The organism is Microcoleus sp. bin48.metabat.b7b8b9.023 (genome assembly GCF_013299185.1).
GTDB lineage: Bacteria > Cyanobacteriota > Cyanobacteriia > Cyanobacteriales > Microcoleaceae > Microcoleus.
The window spans coordinates 1-14,526 of record NZ_JAAFKG010000024.1; the positions used below are offsets into that span (position 1 = coordinate 1).

Consider the following 14,526-nt stretch of genomic DNA (forward strand, 5'->3'; position numbering starts at 1 on the left):
ACTGCATTGGACACAAATGTGATTTTGTTTTCCTTTCTTCTTGCCGTTTTTACGGATATGGGTTGATTTACATTCAGGGCATTGCATAAATTATTCCTCCTATTCATACTCTAACTCAGCAACGCCGAAAATAGCTAGTTTCTACTCTTTAGTAATTTGGTAAATTGAAAGTACCAGGTATCGGAAACGTAGAGCTGGCGTGGTTTCGTGGTTTTAGCCGTTGTTATAAATTTTAACGAAACTCTGAAACGCTTAGATGTTACACTTTACAACTCTCGACACGAGAGAAGAGACTCTTGTAAACCCACCCCCTTCCCCCACACTCCACTCACCTTCCCCAGCCCACCCAGCCCACCCCTCTCTTCCCACACACCTCACAGGGAGGTGTCCTTCTGGTGCTTTCGAGTTGAATTTTAGATCGCAATAGTCGAACCACTTATCAAACCATTTATTTTCCACAACACACCAACCTACGCGAGCACCAAACTCTTTCCATTTCCAAGGATCGTATTCCCTGGTTCCGCCCAGACTTTGATAGATGGGCTTCTGCACTGAAAAGCCGAAGCGCCCATTACTGTATCTTACCCAAAGTTGGTCAATCGTTCGCAAGTCTTCACAAGGAAAATTATCTATTGATGACTCATCCAGATATTCTTCTTTCTCCCTACCTGCCACCTTCAGCATCACTCCCGCTGTTTCCCCATCTGCTTCTCGCCACTTTCCTGCTGCTAATAAATCTCGCAATTTTCTATAATCCATCCCCACCGCAGAAACCAATTGTACTTCATTAGCAGCCTGTTTAGGTATCACTAATTGTACCTCATTAGCAGCCTGTTTAGGCATCACTAAATTAGCAGCCTGTTTAGGCATCACTAAATCCAACCATTCCTGCACCGACTGGGGGCGATTTTGCGGTTCCAACTCCATACCTTTAATAATCGCCGCATTCACCCTATCACTAATCCGAGAATTGAATTGCTTTGGCGGAATTAAAGGGTCAACTGGCTTTCTGTATCTTGACGGACAGGGTAACTCACCCGTTAACATCACGTAAAGAGTCACAGCCAAAGAATAAACATCCGTATAAGGGCCGCGTTCGGCTTGCCTTTGATACTGTTCGATGGGGGCAAAACACTCTGTGCCAAAAACGCTACTGCTTCTCAATTTCCCCGGCAATGTCAACTCCCGTGCTAACCCAAAATCAATCAAAACTGCTTCTAAATTCTGCTGTCTAAGCATAATATTTAGCGGTTTAACATCACGGTGAGTAATGTTCTGCTTGTGAACAAAACTCAGTGCGTCTCCTACTTGCTGAATAATTGGCAAAGCTTTTTCTTGGGACAAAATGCCGTTATCTTCGAGATGGCTAGCTAAGTCAACCCCCTCGATTAATTCCATCACCATGCACCATAATTCGATATTTCCTGCCATTTCGGAAAACACTTCGTAAACTTGGACGACGTGGGGATGGCTACACTTGGCTAAAGACAAAGCTTCGTTGAGAAATTTGGTTTGGTGTTCGCGGAAGTTAGGCTTGCCTTGAACGTTGGCATTGAGAGTTTTAATCGCGACTAACTTGTTTTCTTTGCGATTTTGAGCGCGGTAGGTGACACCGAAACCGCCGCCACCCAGGATTTCTTCTATTAAATATTTGCCTTTGTGCAGTTGTTGTCCCCGTTTCCAGTGCTGCATATTGCTGTATTATGGTGTGTAGATACAGGATATTGTAGCAGATGAGCCTTGCTTTGACAATTGGCGGGCTAAGATCGATGAGGAGTATTTCGGCGGTTGAATGTATTTCTGATAAGTAGTATTTTGGCAGCGATTATTTGGGGAGTTGGGAGTCATACTCTGACGGTTGATGTTGCCACATATCACGGAAGCGAGCATAATTTGTTAGCCCGATCGCCCTGTCCGGCTGATTTGGAAGCTTTAGTCGATCGCCTGTTGCAGAATTTGCCGAGTTATGCTAACCGCGTAATTGTGCGATCGGGCTTTGCTCCTAACAATTCTAGGGCGATCGGTTACGTACCGCGTCAAATAATTTTAGCAGGTCGCCCGGAGTTTGAACCGCTACCTTTAAATTTTGAAGAACCACTTCCTGAAAATACCAATCAAGTTTTTATTACTACATTGGAACGACAGTATCGCGATGGAAAACGAGTCGATATTCAGCAATATCACTGGCTGTTTTTAGCTAAAACAGAGAAGGGGTGGGAATTAATAAAAATTGTTTCTAGGTTTGGTACAGTGGCGGATGTTCGTCCGTTGTCGCCGCCAGAAAACGAAAACAGTGCAATTGCTGAGGCGATTCGTTTGTGGTTGCGAGATTGTCGTGAAAAATGAGAAGTACCAAGGGTTGAGAAGTTCATACCGCAACACATACAACTCTAAAACCGCAGTCATGATAGTCAAATTCCGGCGTATTGAAAAAGCGAAAAGCAGAACGGCAATTCCTCGGATGGTAAAGTGGGTGGGGCGGGTTTATGAGATTGTTGGTCTGAAGCCAGAGATGGTTGGTGAACCCGCCCTTACAATTATTGGGGTTTATTGGAGATGATATAAGGGGTTAATTTTGATTAACTTACTGTTTTGAATTCATCCAATTTGGCTTTTACTGCCTGCATATCTTGCCACATAAACCATTTTGGTGTTTCCGGTTCGCGGGAGGGATTTCGCAATAAGTATGATGGGTGAAAAATTGGCATACACAAACGTCCTTCCCATTCAATCCATTGACCTCTAATTTTACTAATTGGTCGCTTGTCGCTTAACAAACCTTTCAGGGCTGTTGCACCAGTTAATAAAATAATTTTGGGATCTAAGATGCGAATTTGTTCGAGCAAGTATGGTTTGCAAGCTTCGATTTCTTTGGCTGTGGGAGGGCGGTTGTTGGGTGGGCGACATTTGATGACGTTGGCTATGAATACGTCGGTTTCTGTGCTCAATTCTACGGATTCTAAAATCTTATCTAACAGTTGACCCGATCGCCCGACGAAGGGTAATCCGGTTTCATCTTCATTTTGTCCGGGCGCTTCTCCCACAATCAAAATCGAGGCTTGAGGATTGCCGCGCCCGATGACGGCGTGAGTGCGGGTATTTCCCAATTCGCAGCGGTGACAGCGGTTGCAGTGTTCGCCGATTTGTTCCATGTTTTGATAGGTGCCGGCGGGAATGGGAATTTTGGCATTTGCTGGGATTGAGTCGTTTTGGAAAGCGGCACTTTGATTGCTATCAAACAGGCTGAGTTGCAAGTCGCTGGACATATGTTTAAACAGTTGACAGTTGACAGTTGATAGTTGACAGTTGGCAGTTGACAGTTGATAGCGAAAATCAGATCTAGGTTTTGCTGTAATTGTCTGCTGTCAATTGTCAACTGCTAAAGATGAGGGAGATTTTTCGGAAGCTAGAGTTTATAGTTTAGATCGGGTTGGCTCTTACAGGCAGGAATATGTTGTCTATTCCGTTTTTTGACGATCGCGCCGATGCAGGCGAAAAACTGGCCGAGGCAGTTGCAGACGAGCTCTGCCAGTTGAATTTAACAACACAGGATACTATTAAACCGATTGTTTACGCCTTGCCGCGCGGGGGTTTGCCGGTTGCTGTACCGATTGCGCGCCGCCTGGGCTGTGCTTTGGATGTAGTAGTTGCAAAAAAAATTACTCGCCCAGATAATTTGGAATTGGCGATCGGGGCTGCAACTGCTGACGGCGAGGTTATCTGGCAAAAGCAAACTCAGCAAAATTTACGCTTGCAAAAATCAGCACTCCAGCAGGCTGAAAATAGCGCTCAATCTCTGTTGGCAGATTTGGCTTCGGGACGGCCCAATGTCAGCGCGGCGGGGTCATTGGCGATTTTGGTGGACGATGGGATTGCGACGGGGATGACGGTGGCTGTGGCGGCGCAGGCTTTGCAGTCGCAGCAACCGGCGGCTTTGTGGATTTGCGCGCCCGTCGCCCCGCCAGAGTTGATGGGATTTTTGGCCCAAATCGCTGATAAGTCGATTATTCTGGAGACTCCTCACCCTTTTTACAGTGTCAGCAGGTTTTACGCCCAGTTTCCGCAGGTGGAGACGGGGGAGGCTTTGGTGTGTTTGCAGCGACAGATTGAATGGCGATCGTAGGTTAAGCTAGAAGGCTACATCCAAAAGCTCGATCGTTAAAACATGAGAAGTTGGGAATATTGGTTGAACACTGTGATTCTGTCTAGCCAGCAAAATCCGCCTCGCTTTGTTGAGTTGGTGATGTTGACTTTGGCGATGATTTTTCTCGGGCTGTGGAGTATAACGTTGCAGTGGCAGTATTTAACGCTGTCTTTGAGTTATATTATTGGTTCGTCTTTTTCAATTTTGGTGCGGGAATCTATGGGGCCGCGGCCTCAATTTCAGTTAACTCATTTGACTGCTTTGTTGTTGTTAATTATCAGTTTTTGTAGTTTTGCTGAATTGATTAGATAGTTGAGGGGTTTTGAACGAACCACAGGCGGGACGCCTGTTCCACTGAGGAAGAGGAACTCGATGGTTGATAGCAAATCCGGCTGTACCGGAATGATTGAACCGCAGAGGCCGCAGAGGACACAGAGGAAGAGAGTAGAGAGATGAATCATGCCGATGAGGAGGGGATTTGAGATTGCAAATCATTAACTCTTATCTACTGATTCGATTGATGCAAAATTAGGCGATTTCCGGCTGGATCGAAGGCATAGATTTCTAAGCCGTGAGAAGCTTTAATAATTTCTCCGGCGGGCGGATATCCTAAGGCCCAGATTCGGGCGATCGCAGTTTCGATGTCGCTGACTTCTAAACACAAACTCATGCCTGTTTTTGCCCGATTTGCAAATTCCGATTTGTGGGAGTCTTTGGGTTTGAATATGCCGAGTCTTAAGCCGGGGAGTTGAAATTCAGCATAGGTATTCGGAATATAGGGGTTCGGTTCTAGGTCGAGAAATTTTGTGTAAAATTTAACGAGAACTTCTTTGTCAATGTCTGCTAAAGTCACGAAGGCGGCGCTGTATTGGAAACTCATATAAATTTATAATGGGGAATTGGGGGAATTGTGTTCAATCATTGGTATGTGACTAATGGCTGTGGCGAAAACTCTAAACTAGATTATCATATTCTAATACAACAAATATTTCTCTATGGAACTCACCAATTTTATTGCTCTGTCTGTGATTGTTGTGGCTGCCCTGGGGATTGGCATGGGAACAATGACTTGGGCTTACTCTGGTAAGGGCAGTATTTCTGTACTGTTTAAAGAACCTATTTTAAACTCGCCAGAATTTCCCGATACAGACAGCGGTAGGAAAGCTGCCGCTTATTTCCAAGCTGGAATTGAGGCTTATCAGTCGGGAAATTACCGCAAAGCTCAAGATAAATTTACTAGCGCTTTAGCACAAATTTCTACCTTGGCTGAAGCTTACCACAATCGCGGTTTGATTTTTGCGAATTTGCGATCGGATGGCGAGGCTGTTGCAGATTTGATCCGTGCTAGCGAATTATACCAAGAGCAGGGTAATGGAAGTGCGATCGACAGCATCAAACAAAATCTGGAAGCGTTGAAGCAGCGCAAGTTAGAACGGGAGAAGCAAAAATAAATCAAAAAATAATAACGAAATTCCCGGCTTTTTTAGGAAGTCGGGAATCAGAGAAGGCAAGCTGAATTTACGTTTGGTGCCAATCAAATTTAAATATTAGTTATGATTTTAAAATAGTCTTGTATCTTCGATTCTGTCAATTTGAGCAATCAACATTTCTCGGCTACAAGCAACGTGTCGATAATTAGTAATTGGATCGTAAGCTTCCCATTCTTGAGTTACTTCGCGGTCTTGCCACATAAACCATTCGCGATAAATTTCGCCTTCATCAATATCGCCGCATACAGCCAGCCAATCATCTCCTCCCAAACTGCTGTAATCTCCTCCCACTAAGTCGATCCAAGCAGCAGCGATACAATAGTCGATGTTACTGTGAGAATTCATCCCATGATTGTTGGAATTAATTTTTTGAGAGTGTACGGAAGTTTCGGGGAAGCAAAGAGTAGATTTCATATGTTTTTCCTGAATGTCATGTTGTTACTTTAGAAAAAATCCCTGAGTCAGGGTGCTCGCAAAATGCCACTATCCCTACCTACACACTTTTTCGCTCGATCGCGGATGACGGGCGATCGCACTCAACCTTTTGTGCTGTATAACTTAAGAGTCTGTTTCTGCGTACAAGCAACAGACGCTAAATTCAGCCAATTCGCCAAGTGGCACAAGGGCGAAGCTGGAACCCATAGTTAGGAATCACGGACTAAGGTTATACTTGCTCAGGGGGTGAGTTTCAGTACAGTTTGCGAAGTCGATCGATAATTAATCAGGTCAATATGCTAGAGCTTCACTGCCATACAACTTACTCCGACGGTACTCTCACCCCCAGCCAACTCGTAGCAGCCGCCGCTGCCTCAGGAGTTAGGGCTTTAGCCATCACGGATCACGATACGATGTCGGGTTGGGACGAAGCCTTCGCCGCCGCTAGCTTGTACGATATTGAAATAGTACCCGGACTGGAACTGAGTACGGTACATAACGGTCGATCGCTGCATATTTTAGGTTTTTATCCCGATGCCAACAGGCTGCGAGCTCCTTTGAACGATCGCCTGGAAGGACGGTTTCGGCGATCGCAGGAAATGGTAGACAAATTAGCAGCAATGGGATACGCGATCGAACTGCCCAAAACATCCCCAGGAATGGCACCGGGAAGGCCTCACATTGCTACCGCGCTGGTACAAGCAGGTTACGCCAAATCATCGCGGGAAGCCTTCGATCGCTGGCTGGGAGATGACGGCCCCGCCTACGTGCATTACGAGAAATTCTCGATCGCAGAAGGCATCGATTTACTCAAGAGTTGCGGTGCAGTTCCGGTATGGGCTCACCCTTATTTGTTTCGTGGCGGCGCGGTTGAGGAAGTCTTGAAAGAATTAGTAGATGCTGGTTTAATGGGAGTTGAAGTATACCATCCCAGCCACAGTTCCAGCCAAATTCATAAGTTAAAACAATTGTGCCTCGATCGCGGTTTGCTGATGACAGGTGGCAGCGATTATCACGGCCCCGAAGTAGAAAGAAATGAAAGAAAAGGTGTTGAAACTACTCACTTGAATATGCTGCATATACCGTTAGAATTGCTAGAACCGATTAAAGTTGCTGCGGCGAGTTTAAAATAATAACTGTAGTTACTGTAGGGTGCGTCAGTTGAGAGCAGAGTAAATCGAAATAATCAAGTCATTCTGACGCACCCTACTACTAATAAAAATCAAAATTAACATGAATTAATGTGAAGTTATCGAGCAACTTCTGTCGATCTAATGTTAGGGTGGTAGTAGCGTTCAACTACTCAATGGAGCTGATTATGAGTACAGAAGACAGAGCAAAGGCGATCGGCAAAAACGTAGAAGGCAAAGCTCAAGAAATTTTCGGTAACATCACCGGCAACAAAAAAGATCAGGCAGAAGGCAAAGCAAAACAAGCAGAAGCAGCCGCCCGCCACGCAGCAGAAGATGTGAAAAATGCTGTTAAAAATATGGCGGATAAGGCTAAAAAGGCGATCGACAAATTGTAAGCTGTCGGGCATCTAGATTGTAATTGTGGGGGCGGGCGAGACGCCCGCCCCACAAGATTTTTATCAAAATTAAATCTAAGATTTAGAGGCGTCTGGGCAGATAAAATATTAAAGCTATTCCTTATTAAGAGGTATGAATGGATTCTATTAGAGTGGAAAGATTACGTTGTCTTGGTGACACTGGCTATATTCAGTTAAAGCCTATAACTGTTCTTCTTGGGCAAAATAGTTCAGGTAAGAGTAGTTTTCTGCGTATTCTTCCTCTATTGAAACAAAGCCTAGAATCTAGAACAACTGGGCCAATACTTTGGTCTGGTCGCCTAGTTGACTTCGGTAATTTTGAGGATGCTCATCAAACAGGAGCAGAAGATAATATTGAATTTTCTTTTAACTTCAAGCTCGAATCAAGACAGTTTCCCTCTGCTAGAGATTTTTCTTACTTTCTTTTTTCGGGAGAAGCAAAGATTTTAAACACTTGTGATATAACGTTAACTCTCCAAGTCTCAGAAAATAAAAAGAAAGAAACAACAAGAACAAGTAGAATCTTTTTGCAGCTTGAAGATTCAAAAATCCAATTATCTTTTGGTGAGGATGATTCTCTAACGGACTTTTTCGTAAATTCATTTAACGTTTTAAATTTGGGTAATAAATATGTTACTAGAAAATTTGACAGGAGTCTGATTCTGCCAACTATTACTGAAAGTGAGCAAAAAAAAGAATATGAATTTGAAAAATCATCCTCACTATCTCCTGGTTTTGTGAGATATCGTTCTCGCTTCAGAGCTTTATTTCAAGCTTTGATAGACAAAACCAAAGAGACGGCTCATCATGCAACTAAGTTAGAGACTATTATTCAAATGGCACTCTCTTTTGGTCTCGGCAACTCAGAAAATATGTTAAAAGATATTCAAGAAAATAATATTGCTGGCAAATCTTGGAAGAATAAAACTAAGAATTGGACAGTTGAGACAAAAGATTTTAAAGATTTAAGGGATCTGATTATCGCAAATGCGATACCTTTTATTCTTGAAAAATGTGATGATACACTAGCGAACTTCTCAAAGAATATTAGCTATATTGGGCCAGTACGAGCTACAGCAGAGCGTTATTACCGAACTCAAGATTTAGCTGTTGATGAAGTGGATTACCAAGGTAATAATCTTGCAATGTTTTTACGCAATCTAACTGATTCAGAAATGAAAAACTTTTCTACCTGGACTTTAGATAATTTTGGATTTAAGCCATCAATTAAATCTAGCCTTGGTCACATTTCAGTAAAAATTCGTTCTAAAAATTCTGATAAATACCTGAATGTTGCTGATACTGGATTTGGTTTTTCTCAAATTCTTCCTGTTATTACTCAATTATGGTTACTAAGTTCATTTCGTCGAGTAAACCGAGGAACAATAACCTACGCTATTGAGCAACCTGAGTTACATCTTCATCCCCGCCTGCAAGGGACTTTAACAGATGCCTTGGTTAAGTCAATCAAAGCAGCTAAGGAGAAGAAGATTCAGCTACGTTTAATGATTGAAACCCATAGTGAAGTATTGGTAAATCGCCTCGGGCAATTAGTTGCTGAAGGTAAAATTTCTCCTGATGAAATCAACATTGTTTTATTTGAGCCATCAGACAAACTAGGAGAAGTAACAATCAGAAATGCTCAGTTTGATTCAGATGGGTATCTTTTAAACTGGCCGCTAGGTTTTTTCGAGATGGAACTTGTATAAATGCTAATTTTGATCGATAGCTCTGTAGTAGATAAGGGAGATGAAAATAGTTGGGACGATGAGACTGTTTTGGCTTTAGAAAATCTTGCATCTGCTCGCCGGGAAGGTAAGCATATAGTAATGGCTAAGAGAGAAACTTTAAAAAAGATTGCTCTCTGCTCTCGTCTATCTCAATTTGCCAGGAATATTTACCATAAATTATACAACCAATCTACACAATTGCAATCCTATCTTTCTGCGGTAACAAAATATATTGAAATTGTTAATCCTTGTTATGAACCAGCAGTGGTTTCTGATTCAGGTAAGCAAATTATTAAAGTTGCTCCACGTTTTTTTCAGGATTCAGAGTCAGTACAGAAAACCATACTCTTGTGTGAAAATAGTGATGATGCTTTTTTATACGAAATTATAGCAAAAGTTTATCTTATATGGAAAAAGATGAATGTACAAATAGTTTGCGAATCTAGAGGTGGTGGTGGAAATACAATTTCTAGTGAGTATATTAATATTCAAAAACCCAGAAAACGCTTTTGCCTTTGTATTGTAGATAGCGATAAAATTGCTCCTGATGGAAACCTTGGCTCCACGGCATCTCGCCTCCAAGCTTTGAGCGATTCAACTTGTATAAATACGGAAAATTTTATTCTTGATTGCCGTGAAGTTGAAAACTTAATACCTAACTCAATTTTATCTGAGTTGTGTTCAAAAAATCAGGAAAGACTCAAAGCATTAATACATTTTGAAAATATTAGTAGTAGTACAGTCGATATTAGGTATTTTTTAGATATAAAAAAAGGAACTAGAATGAAGGAAATTATTCAATCAAGTAACCCTAATATTAAGTCTTTTTGGGAAGTAAAGATTTCTATGAGTCCCCATATATTAAGTTGTATAGATAATTGGTGTCAAGTTAACTGGCAATGCAGTAGTAGTGGAGAATGTCAATGTAAAATCTCACTGGGATTTGGAGAAAATACGCTCAGCAATACCGTTGAATATCTTAAACAAAAAAGTCCTCATGAGATTGCCAAAATAATTGATAAGTCCATGGTTTCTGATTGGGAAAAGATGGGACAGGTTGTGATGAACTGGTGCATTGCTGAAAGTCCTATTCGTGCTTGATACCTTGCCATTACTTGTTTATTTATAAAGGCGAAGCGCCTAAATCTGCGCTTAAAACTCCGGTTCCGCAGCCAAAAGCTCGATCGCCAAATCCATCCGATCCTTCCCCCGCGCTAGAAAACCTTCGCACTCTTGCAAACACTCCACAGCCACCGCAAACTGCTCGAAAACCTCTTCTAGAGGCAACTCTCCCGACTCCACTCGATCGATAATCGCCTCAATGCGATCGACCGTTTGCTCGTAATTCCAGTCAGACTGACGCAACTTCGACTTAACCATAACATTTATTCAGCATCCAAAACTTCCACAATTTTAACCTTCAGCACACCGCGACTCAACCTTACAGTCAACTCTTCGCCCAATTCCAAACCCTCTGTTTGGCGGACAATCGTACCGTCACCTTTGATTACCGCCGCATAACCCCTTTCCAAAACCGCCGCCGGATTTAGCGCCGCTAACTTTTCTTGCAATACCTCCAGTTTACCAGTTGCTTGCCGCAAAGTTCGCGATGTCGCAGGTAACTGTTTTAAACGATTTTGTAACCGTTGCAAATGTTGTTCTTCCTCCTGAAATCTTGCCCTCACAACACTTGCTAAATTTAGCATTCTCTGCTTGTGTTCCCAGTAAATATCTGCCAAAATTGGTACGGCTTGAGCAGCCGCCGCCGTCGGAGTATGGGCTCGTTTATCTGCTACTAAATCTGCTAGAGATTCGTCTCTCTCGTGGCCGATTCCTGTAATAATTGGGATTGTGCAATTGGCGATCGCCCTGACGACTCTTTCATCGTTAAAACAAGCCAAATCCTCCGCAGCACCCCCGCCCCGCCCTAAAATTATGACATCCGCCCTACCGTCCAATTCTACACGCGCGATCGCCCTGACAATCGCAGCAGCAGCCAAATCTCCCTGCACTCCTGTCGGCGACAGCAACACCTGCAAACCCGGATATCTCTGCGCTAACGTGCGCTGAATGTCTCCCCAAGCCGCGCTGCTATCGGAAGCCACAACGGCGACAATTTGCGGGTGTGCGGGGATTTGGCGCTTTCTCGCCGGATCGAAAAAACCCTCAGCTTCCAAGCGCGATCGTAATTGCTGCAACCGCAAAGCCTCCAATCCTTCCCCACCCGGTAGCGATTGTACAACTGTCAACTGGTACTCGCCGCGATTTTTGTACACCCGGATGCTTCCCAAAACCAGCAATTGCTCCCCTTTTACGGGCAACTTCAATAATTTTGGGCGCTGCGAATTCCACACCACGCAGCGAATTGCAGCACTTTTGTCGGTGTCGCACAGAGTGAAAAAGCAGCCGCTGGCGTGCTGGGAAACGTTCGATACCTCGCCGATCAGCCAAACTGATTGCAAGTTGCGATCGCCCTCCAGCAACTCTTGCAGGTATGATGTTAGTCCGCCCACCGATAACGTTGTGTCAGGAAAAATTGAATTCATTAAATAAATGTAGATTTGAGTTTTGAGATTTGAGATTTAGGCTACTATATCTAAGGTATTAATTTGTAGGTCTATCCTCTGCGAGGGCTTCTCTACCGACGAAGGTAAATTAACAGCAAACAAACTAGTCAGTAACTCAGCTCTCTCATAGACTGAGCTTGTAAGAAATTGCAAGCTATACTGACCAGCCTAAGTCTTAACTGACTACGTTATTTGGGTCACGACACCGGAGAATGCGACGCTAGTTTTCCGCTCTGTCGCTAGTAGTTAAACAGTTTTAAAGTCACTGAAACAGTGCTGCTAGCCTAACAAGCCCTTATAACATTGACCGACAAGCGAACATTACCCGAAAGGGATTCGGAGACAACCATATCGACCTAGAGGGGCAACCATACCCCTCTAACCCCGAAAGGGGATTCAAGGCGGTTGAAACCGCTCTTGGAGTTTCCCTCTCTTTATCTGAAGCCACTGAGTCTCCCACTTACCGAACTGTTTTATGATATCAGATGTCATGACTTCGATGAATGTGCTGCGCCAAGAGGCTGCGGCGATCGGCATTACTGATGCCGAAGCCAGAAAATATGGCGATCTCAGACATAAAAGAACTTGGTCTTTGGCGATCGAACATCACCTCTCGATGCAAGATTTTGCCGATCGCGAAGCCCTCGAAGAAGATCGCACAGCATCCGATTCTGACAGCGCACTCAGCCGCTCTCAGACTGAAGATTCTAAAGACTACGGCATTCAGCTAACGGCGAACCTGGGTGAATCTAAAGTCAAAACAGAAAACAAAACAGCATCTGGGGCTTCGTCGCAACAGCCAGGAATGGCGATCCTCTTCGAGGGCTTCGCTAACGGGCGATCGCACCACAATTCCGATTACCGCACCAACCAAAACCGAGGTTTTAAACAAGTAGTTCAAAACCACATTAAAGCCTTAACAATTGCCTCAGCCTCCCGCACTATTCAGATAAATTCACAACTGAACAATTGGGTTTGTCCTGAGTGCAGCCCAAAGGGCGAATCGGGTTGTCACCTGTGCGCCGGAGAAGGCTATGTCAGCGATCTTGCAGCTATTGGCTGGACACTAGCTTATATGGAAATGTTGGGATGTTCTGCTCGCGAAATAGAACCGCTCAGAAAATTTTCGCCTGCGTGCGAAACTCTAGAATTGAATTTAAAATCTTGTGTTGCTATCAAGAAAAGTACCGAAGTTTTAGCGCGTACAGAAAAATGGTTGATTCAGTTGACAGTTGACAGTTGACAGTTGACAGTTGACAGTTGACTTGGAATTAAGAGGATTGGATTAATGAATAGTGTGATTTTAATTTCTACCTACAATGGTTCCGGCTTTAAACCAAGTCTTGCTGGTAGTTGGCAATTCGTAATTGGTAATATCACATCATCATCCCCTCATTTCCTGTCGCTAACAAACAACACGGATTCTAGTTTTTTTAAAGCAACTTCTAAATCGTCATTGATAACTTGGAAGTCAAATTCGCCCGCAGCTTCAATCTCCTCTTTAGCCCGCAGCAACCGACGGGCGATCGCAATTTCGGAATCTTGACCTCGACTCCGCAGCCGCCGTTCCAATTCTTCCCAAGAAGGAGGTAAAATAAAAATTCGCAAAGCTTCAGAAAACTTATTTCTAATTTGCCTTGCTCCTTCGAGCTCAATTTCCAGGATTACCAATTTTCCCTCGCCGATTCCCTGTTTGAGAGCAAAAAATGGAGTACCGTAAAAATTGCCAGCAAACTCAGCCCATTCAGCCAATTCGCCAGCCTCAACCATTTCCTCAAAGCGGCTGCGGCTGACAAAATAGTAGTGTTGTCCCTCAATTTCTCCGTCACGGGGCTTACGAGTTGTCACCGATACCGAAAGATATAATTCGGGATGGCGGTTGAGGAGCGATCGCACTAGGGTGCCTTTCCCCACACCGCTAGGCCCCGTCAGAACAATTAATTTACCGGATTTCATTTTTAGAAGAGAAACGTGTCACAATTTGAGTTTTCGCTTACTCTAGACTGTAAGTGCTCAAATTGCAACCGACAAATCTCAATCATCCCGACCTTGACTGTCTTTGCCGATCGCAAAACGATTAGCAACCGTTTCCGGCTGAATCGCCGAGAGGATAACGTGACTCGAATCAGTAATAATAACCGCCCTCGTGCGGCGGCCGTAAGTAGCGTCAACCAGTTGTCCGCGCTCCCGCGCATCAGTAATTATACGCTTAATTGGCGCTGACTCGGGACTGACAATGGCAATCACTCGGTTAGCCGACACAATATTACCAAAACCGATATTAATTAATTGAATATCCATGAATATCTCAATCTATAGGTGAACAAGTAACTATCAATCCTTACGTCTCATCATATATAAAAATATATTTTCTGGCAAGGCTAAAATTATTCATAACAAAAAATTTTAAATTTTTACCTTCATTTTTTGCTCTTTTTTGAAGCAGAGTCTGCCGATCTTTATCAAAACTTTAAAAAACTACTGCTGGTGACCGCTGTATGTTAAAGATTCGGTAAAATTCTCAATTTTTCGTTGCGAATAAAGGCTTTAGCTGTATGGAGGAGAAAACCGTCAGTAAATGTTGCGAAATATAAATTAAGTGTCAGGTGTA

The 14,526-nt window shown here is 43.5% G+C and carries 18 protein-coding genes and 1 pseudogene; 10 read left to right on the plus strand and 9 right to left on the minus strand.

What is annotated here, in order from left to right; genetic code table 11:
- Together QZW82_RS15270 and QZW82_RS15275 are read right to left on the minus strand one after the other, a co-directional pair.
- Positions 1-87, minus strand: a pseudogene (locus QZW82_RS15270) (IS1 family transposase); the annotation flags it as partial.
- Between the two features lie 165 nt (positions 88-252).
- Positions 253-1,692: a serine/threonine-protein kinase gene (locus tag QZW82_RS15275; RefSeq protein WP_293149510.1), complete on the minus strand. Its 1,440-nt coding sequence runs from the start codon at positions 1,690-1,692 to the stop codon at positions 253-255.
- Between the two features lie 123 nt (positions 1,693-1,815).
- Here QZW82_RS15275 and QZW82_RS15280 point away from each other — a divergent pair, with 123 nt between their 5' ends.
- Positions 1,816-2,346, plus strand: a complete 531-nt coding sequence (locus QZW82_RS15280) for a hypothetical protein (protein ID WP_293149512.1) — start codon at positions 1,816-1,818, stop codon at positions 2,344-2,346.
- Between the two features lie 233 nt (positions 2,347-2,579).
- Here the strand turns inward: QZW82_RS15280 and QZW82_RS15285 are convergent, their stop codons facing one another.
- A complete protein-coding gene (locus tag QZW82_RS15285) occupies positions 2,580-3,266 on the minus strand; it encodes a uracil-DNA glycosylase (protein WP_293149514.1) in 687 nt (228 codons plus the stop codon).
- Between the two features lie 185 nt (positions 3,267-3,451).
- On the opposite strand from QZW82_RS15285, the gene QZW82_RS15290 reads away from it, so the two are divergent.
- Positions 3,452-4,123, plus strand: a complete 672-nt coding sequence (locus QZW82_RS15290; protein ID WP_293149516.1) for a phosphoribosyltransferase family protein — start codon at positions 3,452-3,454, stop codon at positions 4,121-4,123.
- A 72-nt stretch (positions 4,124-4,195) separates the two neighbouring features.
- Positions 4,196-4,456: a hypothetical protein gene (locus tag QZW82_RS15295; RefSeq protein WP_366665030.1), complete on the plus strand. Its 261-nt coding sequence runs from the start codon at positions 4,196-4,198 to the stop codon at positions 4,454-4,456.
- A 193-nt stretch (positions 4,457-4,649) separates the two neighbouring features.
- Here the strand turns inward: QZW82_RS15295 and QZW82_RS15300 are convergent, their stop codons facing one another.
- The gene (locus tag QZW82_RS15300) at positions 4,650-5,024 is read right to left on the minus strand and encodes a VOC family protein (RefSeq protein ID WP_293149520.1); all 375 of its coding nucleotides are present in this window, start codon (positions 5,022-5,024) and stop codon (positions 4,650-4,652) included.
- 115 nt (positions 5,025-5,139) lie between these two features.
- Here QZW82_RS15300 and QZW82_RS15305 point away from each other — a divergent pair, with 115 nt between their 5' ends.
- On the plus strand, positions 5,140-5,595 hold the full coding sequence (locus QZW82_RS15305; RefSeq protein ID WP_293149522.1) for a hypothetical protein: 456 nt from the start codon (positions 5,140-5,142) through the stop codon (positions 5,593-5,595).
- Between the two features lie 108 nt (positions 5,596-5,703).
- On the opposite strand, the gene QZW82_RS15310 is transcribed toward QZW82_RS15305, so the two are convergent.
- A complete protein-coding gene (locus QZW82_RS15310) occupies positions 5,704-6,048 on the minus strand; it encodes a hypothetical protein (protein WP_293149524.1) in 345 nt (114 codons plus the stop codon).
- 63 nt (positions 6,049-6,111) lie between these two features.
- Between QZW82_RS15310 and QZW82_RS15315 the strand changes: the two genes are divergently transcribed.
- The 5 genes from QZW82_RS15315 to QZW82_RS15335 all read left to right on the plus strand — a co-directional run bounded on the left by QZW82_RS15315 (position 6,112) and on the right by QZW82_RS15335 (position 10,449).
- Entirely contained in the window at positions 6,112-6,282 is a 171-nt protein-coding gene (locus QZW82_RS15315; protein WP_293149526.1) for a hypothetical protein, read from the plus strand.
- 83 nt (positions 6,283-6,365) lie between these two features.
- Positions 6,366-7,202 (plus strand): PHP domain-containing protein, encoded by an 837-nt coding sequence (locus QZW82_RS15320; RefSeq protein WP_293149528.1) that lies wholly within the window; start codon positions 6,366-6,368, stop codon positions 7,200-7,202.
- A 185-nt stretch (positions 7,203-7,387) separates the two neighbouring features.
- On the plus strand, positions 7,388-7,597 hold the full coding sequence (locus QZW82_RS15325; RefSeq protein WP_293149530.1) for a CsbD family protein: 210 nt from the start codon (positions 7,388-7,390) through the stop codon (positions 7,595-7,597).
- 137 nt (positions 7,598-7,734) lie between these two features.
- Positions 7,735-9,327 carry an AAA family ATPase gene (locus tag QZW82_RS15330; RefSeq protein ID WP_293149532.1) on the plus strand — a complete coding sequence of 531 codons (1,593 nt, stop codon included), beginning with the start codon at positions 7,735-7,737 and terminating at the stop codon, positions 9,325-9,327.
- On the plus strand, positions 9,328-10,449 hold the full coding sequence (locus tag QZW82_RS15335; RefSeq protein ID WP_293149534.1) for a hypothetical protein: 1,122 nt from the start codon (positions 9,328-9,330) through the stop codon (positions 10,447-10,449). It abuts the gene before it with no gap.
- 51 nt (positions 10,450-10,500) lie between these two features.
- On the opposite strand, the gene xseB is transcribed toward QZW82_RS15335, so the two are convergent.
- Positions 10,501-10,728, minus strand: a complete 228-nt coding sequence (xseB, locus tag QZW82_RS15340; protein ID WP_293149536.1) for an exodeoxyribonuclease VII small subunit — start codon at positions 10,726-10,728, stop codon at positions 10,501-10,503.
- Between the two features lie 5 nt (positions 10,729-10,733).
- On the minus strand, positions 10,734-11,894 hold the full coding sequence (xseA, locus tag QZW82_RS15345) for an exodeoxyribonuclease VII large subunit (RefSeq protein ID WP_293149538.1): 1,161 nt from the start codon (positions 11,892-11,894) through the stop codon (positions 10,734-10,736).
- Positions 11,895-12,390: 496 nt separating this feature from the next.
- On the opposite strand from xseA, the gene QZW82_RS15350 reads away from it, so the two are divergent.
- The gene (locus QZW82_RS15350; protein WP_293149540.1) at positions 12,391-13,158 is read left to right on the plus strand and encodes a hypothetical protein; all 768 of its coding nucleotides are present in this window, start codon (positions 12,391-12,393) and stop codon (positions 13,156-13,158) included.
- 149 nt (positions 13,159-13,307) lie between these two features.
- Here the strand turns inward: QZW82_RS15350 and gmk are convergent, their stop codons facing one another.
- Positions 13,308-13,871 (minus strand): guanylate kinase, encoded by a 564-nt coding sequence (gene gmk, locus QZW82_RS15355; protein ID WP_293149542.1) that lies wholly within the window; start codon positions 13,869-13,871, stop codon positions 13,308-13,310.
- 78 nt (positions 13,872-13,949) lie between these two features.
- Positions 13,950-14,216 carry an extracellular matrix/biofilm regulator RemA gene (remA, locus tag QZW82_RS15360; protein WP_106149020.1) on the minus strand — a complete coding sequence of 89 codons (267 nt, stop codon included), beginning with the start codon at positions 14,214-14,216 and terminating at the stop codon, positions 13,950-13,952.
- Positions 14,217-14,526 lie beyond the last annotated feature (310 nt).

What these genes read in the sequence shown, in the direction of transcription:
- QZW82_RS15275 (WP_293149510.1), bottom strand. Translation starts at nt 1,692, where the DNA reads ATGCAGCACTGGAAACGGGGACAACAACTGCACAAAGGCAAATATTTA.
- QZW82_RS15285 (WP_293149514.1), bottom strand. Translation starts at nt 3,266, where the DNA reads ATGTCCAGCGACTTGCAACTCAGCCTGTTTGATAGCAATCAAAGTGCC.
- QZW82_RS15290 (WP_293149516.1), top strand. Translation starts at nt 3,452, where the DNA reads ATGTTGTCTATTCCGTTTTTTGACGATCGCGCCGATGCAGGCGAAAAA.
- QZW82_RS15300 (WP_293149520.1), bottom strand. Translation starts at nt 5,024, where the DNA reads ATGAGTTTCCAATACAGCGCCGCCTTCGTGACTTTAGCAGACATTGAC.
- QZW82_RS15305 (WP_293149522.1), top strand. Translation starts at nt 5,140, where the DNA reads ATGGAACTCACCAATTTTATTGCTCTGTCTGTGATTGTTGTGGCTGCC.
- QZW82_RS15310 (WP_293149524.1), bottom strand. Translation starts at nt 6,048, where the DNA reads ATGAAATCTACTCTTTGCTTCCCCGAAACTTCCGTACACTCTCAAAAA.
- QZW82_RS15315 (WP_293149526.1), top strand. Translation starts at nt 6,112, where the DNA reads ATGCCACTATCCCTACCTACACACTTTTTCGCTCGATCGCGGATGACG.
- QZW82_RS15320 (WP_293149528.1), top strand. Translation starts at nt 6,366, where the DNA reads ATGCTAGAGCTTCACTGCCATACAACTTACTCCGACGGTACTCTCACC.
- QZW82_RS15325 (WP_293149530.1), top strand. Translation starts at nt 7,388, where the DNA reads ATGAGTACAGAAGACAGAGCAAAGGCGATCGGCAAAAACGTAGAAGGC.
- QZW82_RS15330 (WP_293149532.1), top strand. Translation starts at nt 7,735, where the DNA reads ATGGATTCTATTAGAGTGGAAAGATTACGTTGTCTTGGTGACACTGGC.
- QZW82_RS15335 (WP_293149534.1), top strand. Translation starts at nt 9,328, where the DNA reads ATGCTAATTTTGATCGATAGCTCTGTAGTAGATAAGGGAGATGAAAAT.
- xseB (WP_293149536.1), bottom strand. Translation starts at nt 10,728, where the DNA reads ATGGTTAAGTCGAAGTTGCGTCAGTCTGACTGGAATTACGAGCAAACG.
- xseA (WP_293149538.1), bottom strand. Translation starts at nt 11,894, where the DNA reads ATGAATTCAATTTTTCCTGACACAACGTTATCGGTGGGCGGACTAACA.
- QZW82_RS15350 (WP_293149540.1), top strand. Translation starts at nt 12,391, where the DNA reads ATGATATCAGATGTCATGACTTCGATGAATGTGCTGCGCCAAGAGGCT.
- gmk (WP_293149542.1), bottom strand. Translation starts at nt 13,871, where the DNA reads ATGAAATCCGGTAAATTAATTGTTCTGACGGGGCCTAGCGGTGTGGGG.
- remA (WP_106149020.1), bottom strand. Translation starts at nt 14,216, where the DNA reads ATGGATATTCAATTAATTAATATCGGTTTTGGTAATATTGTGTCGGCT.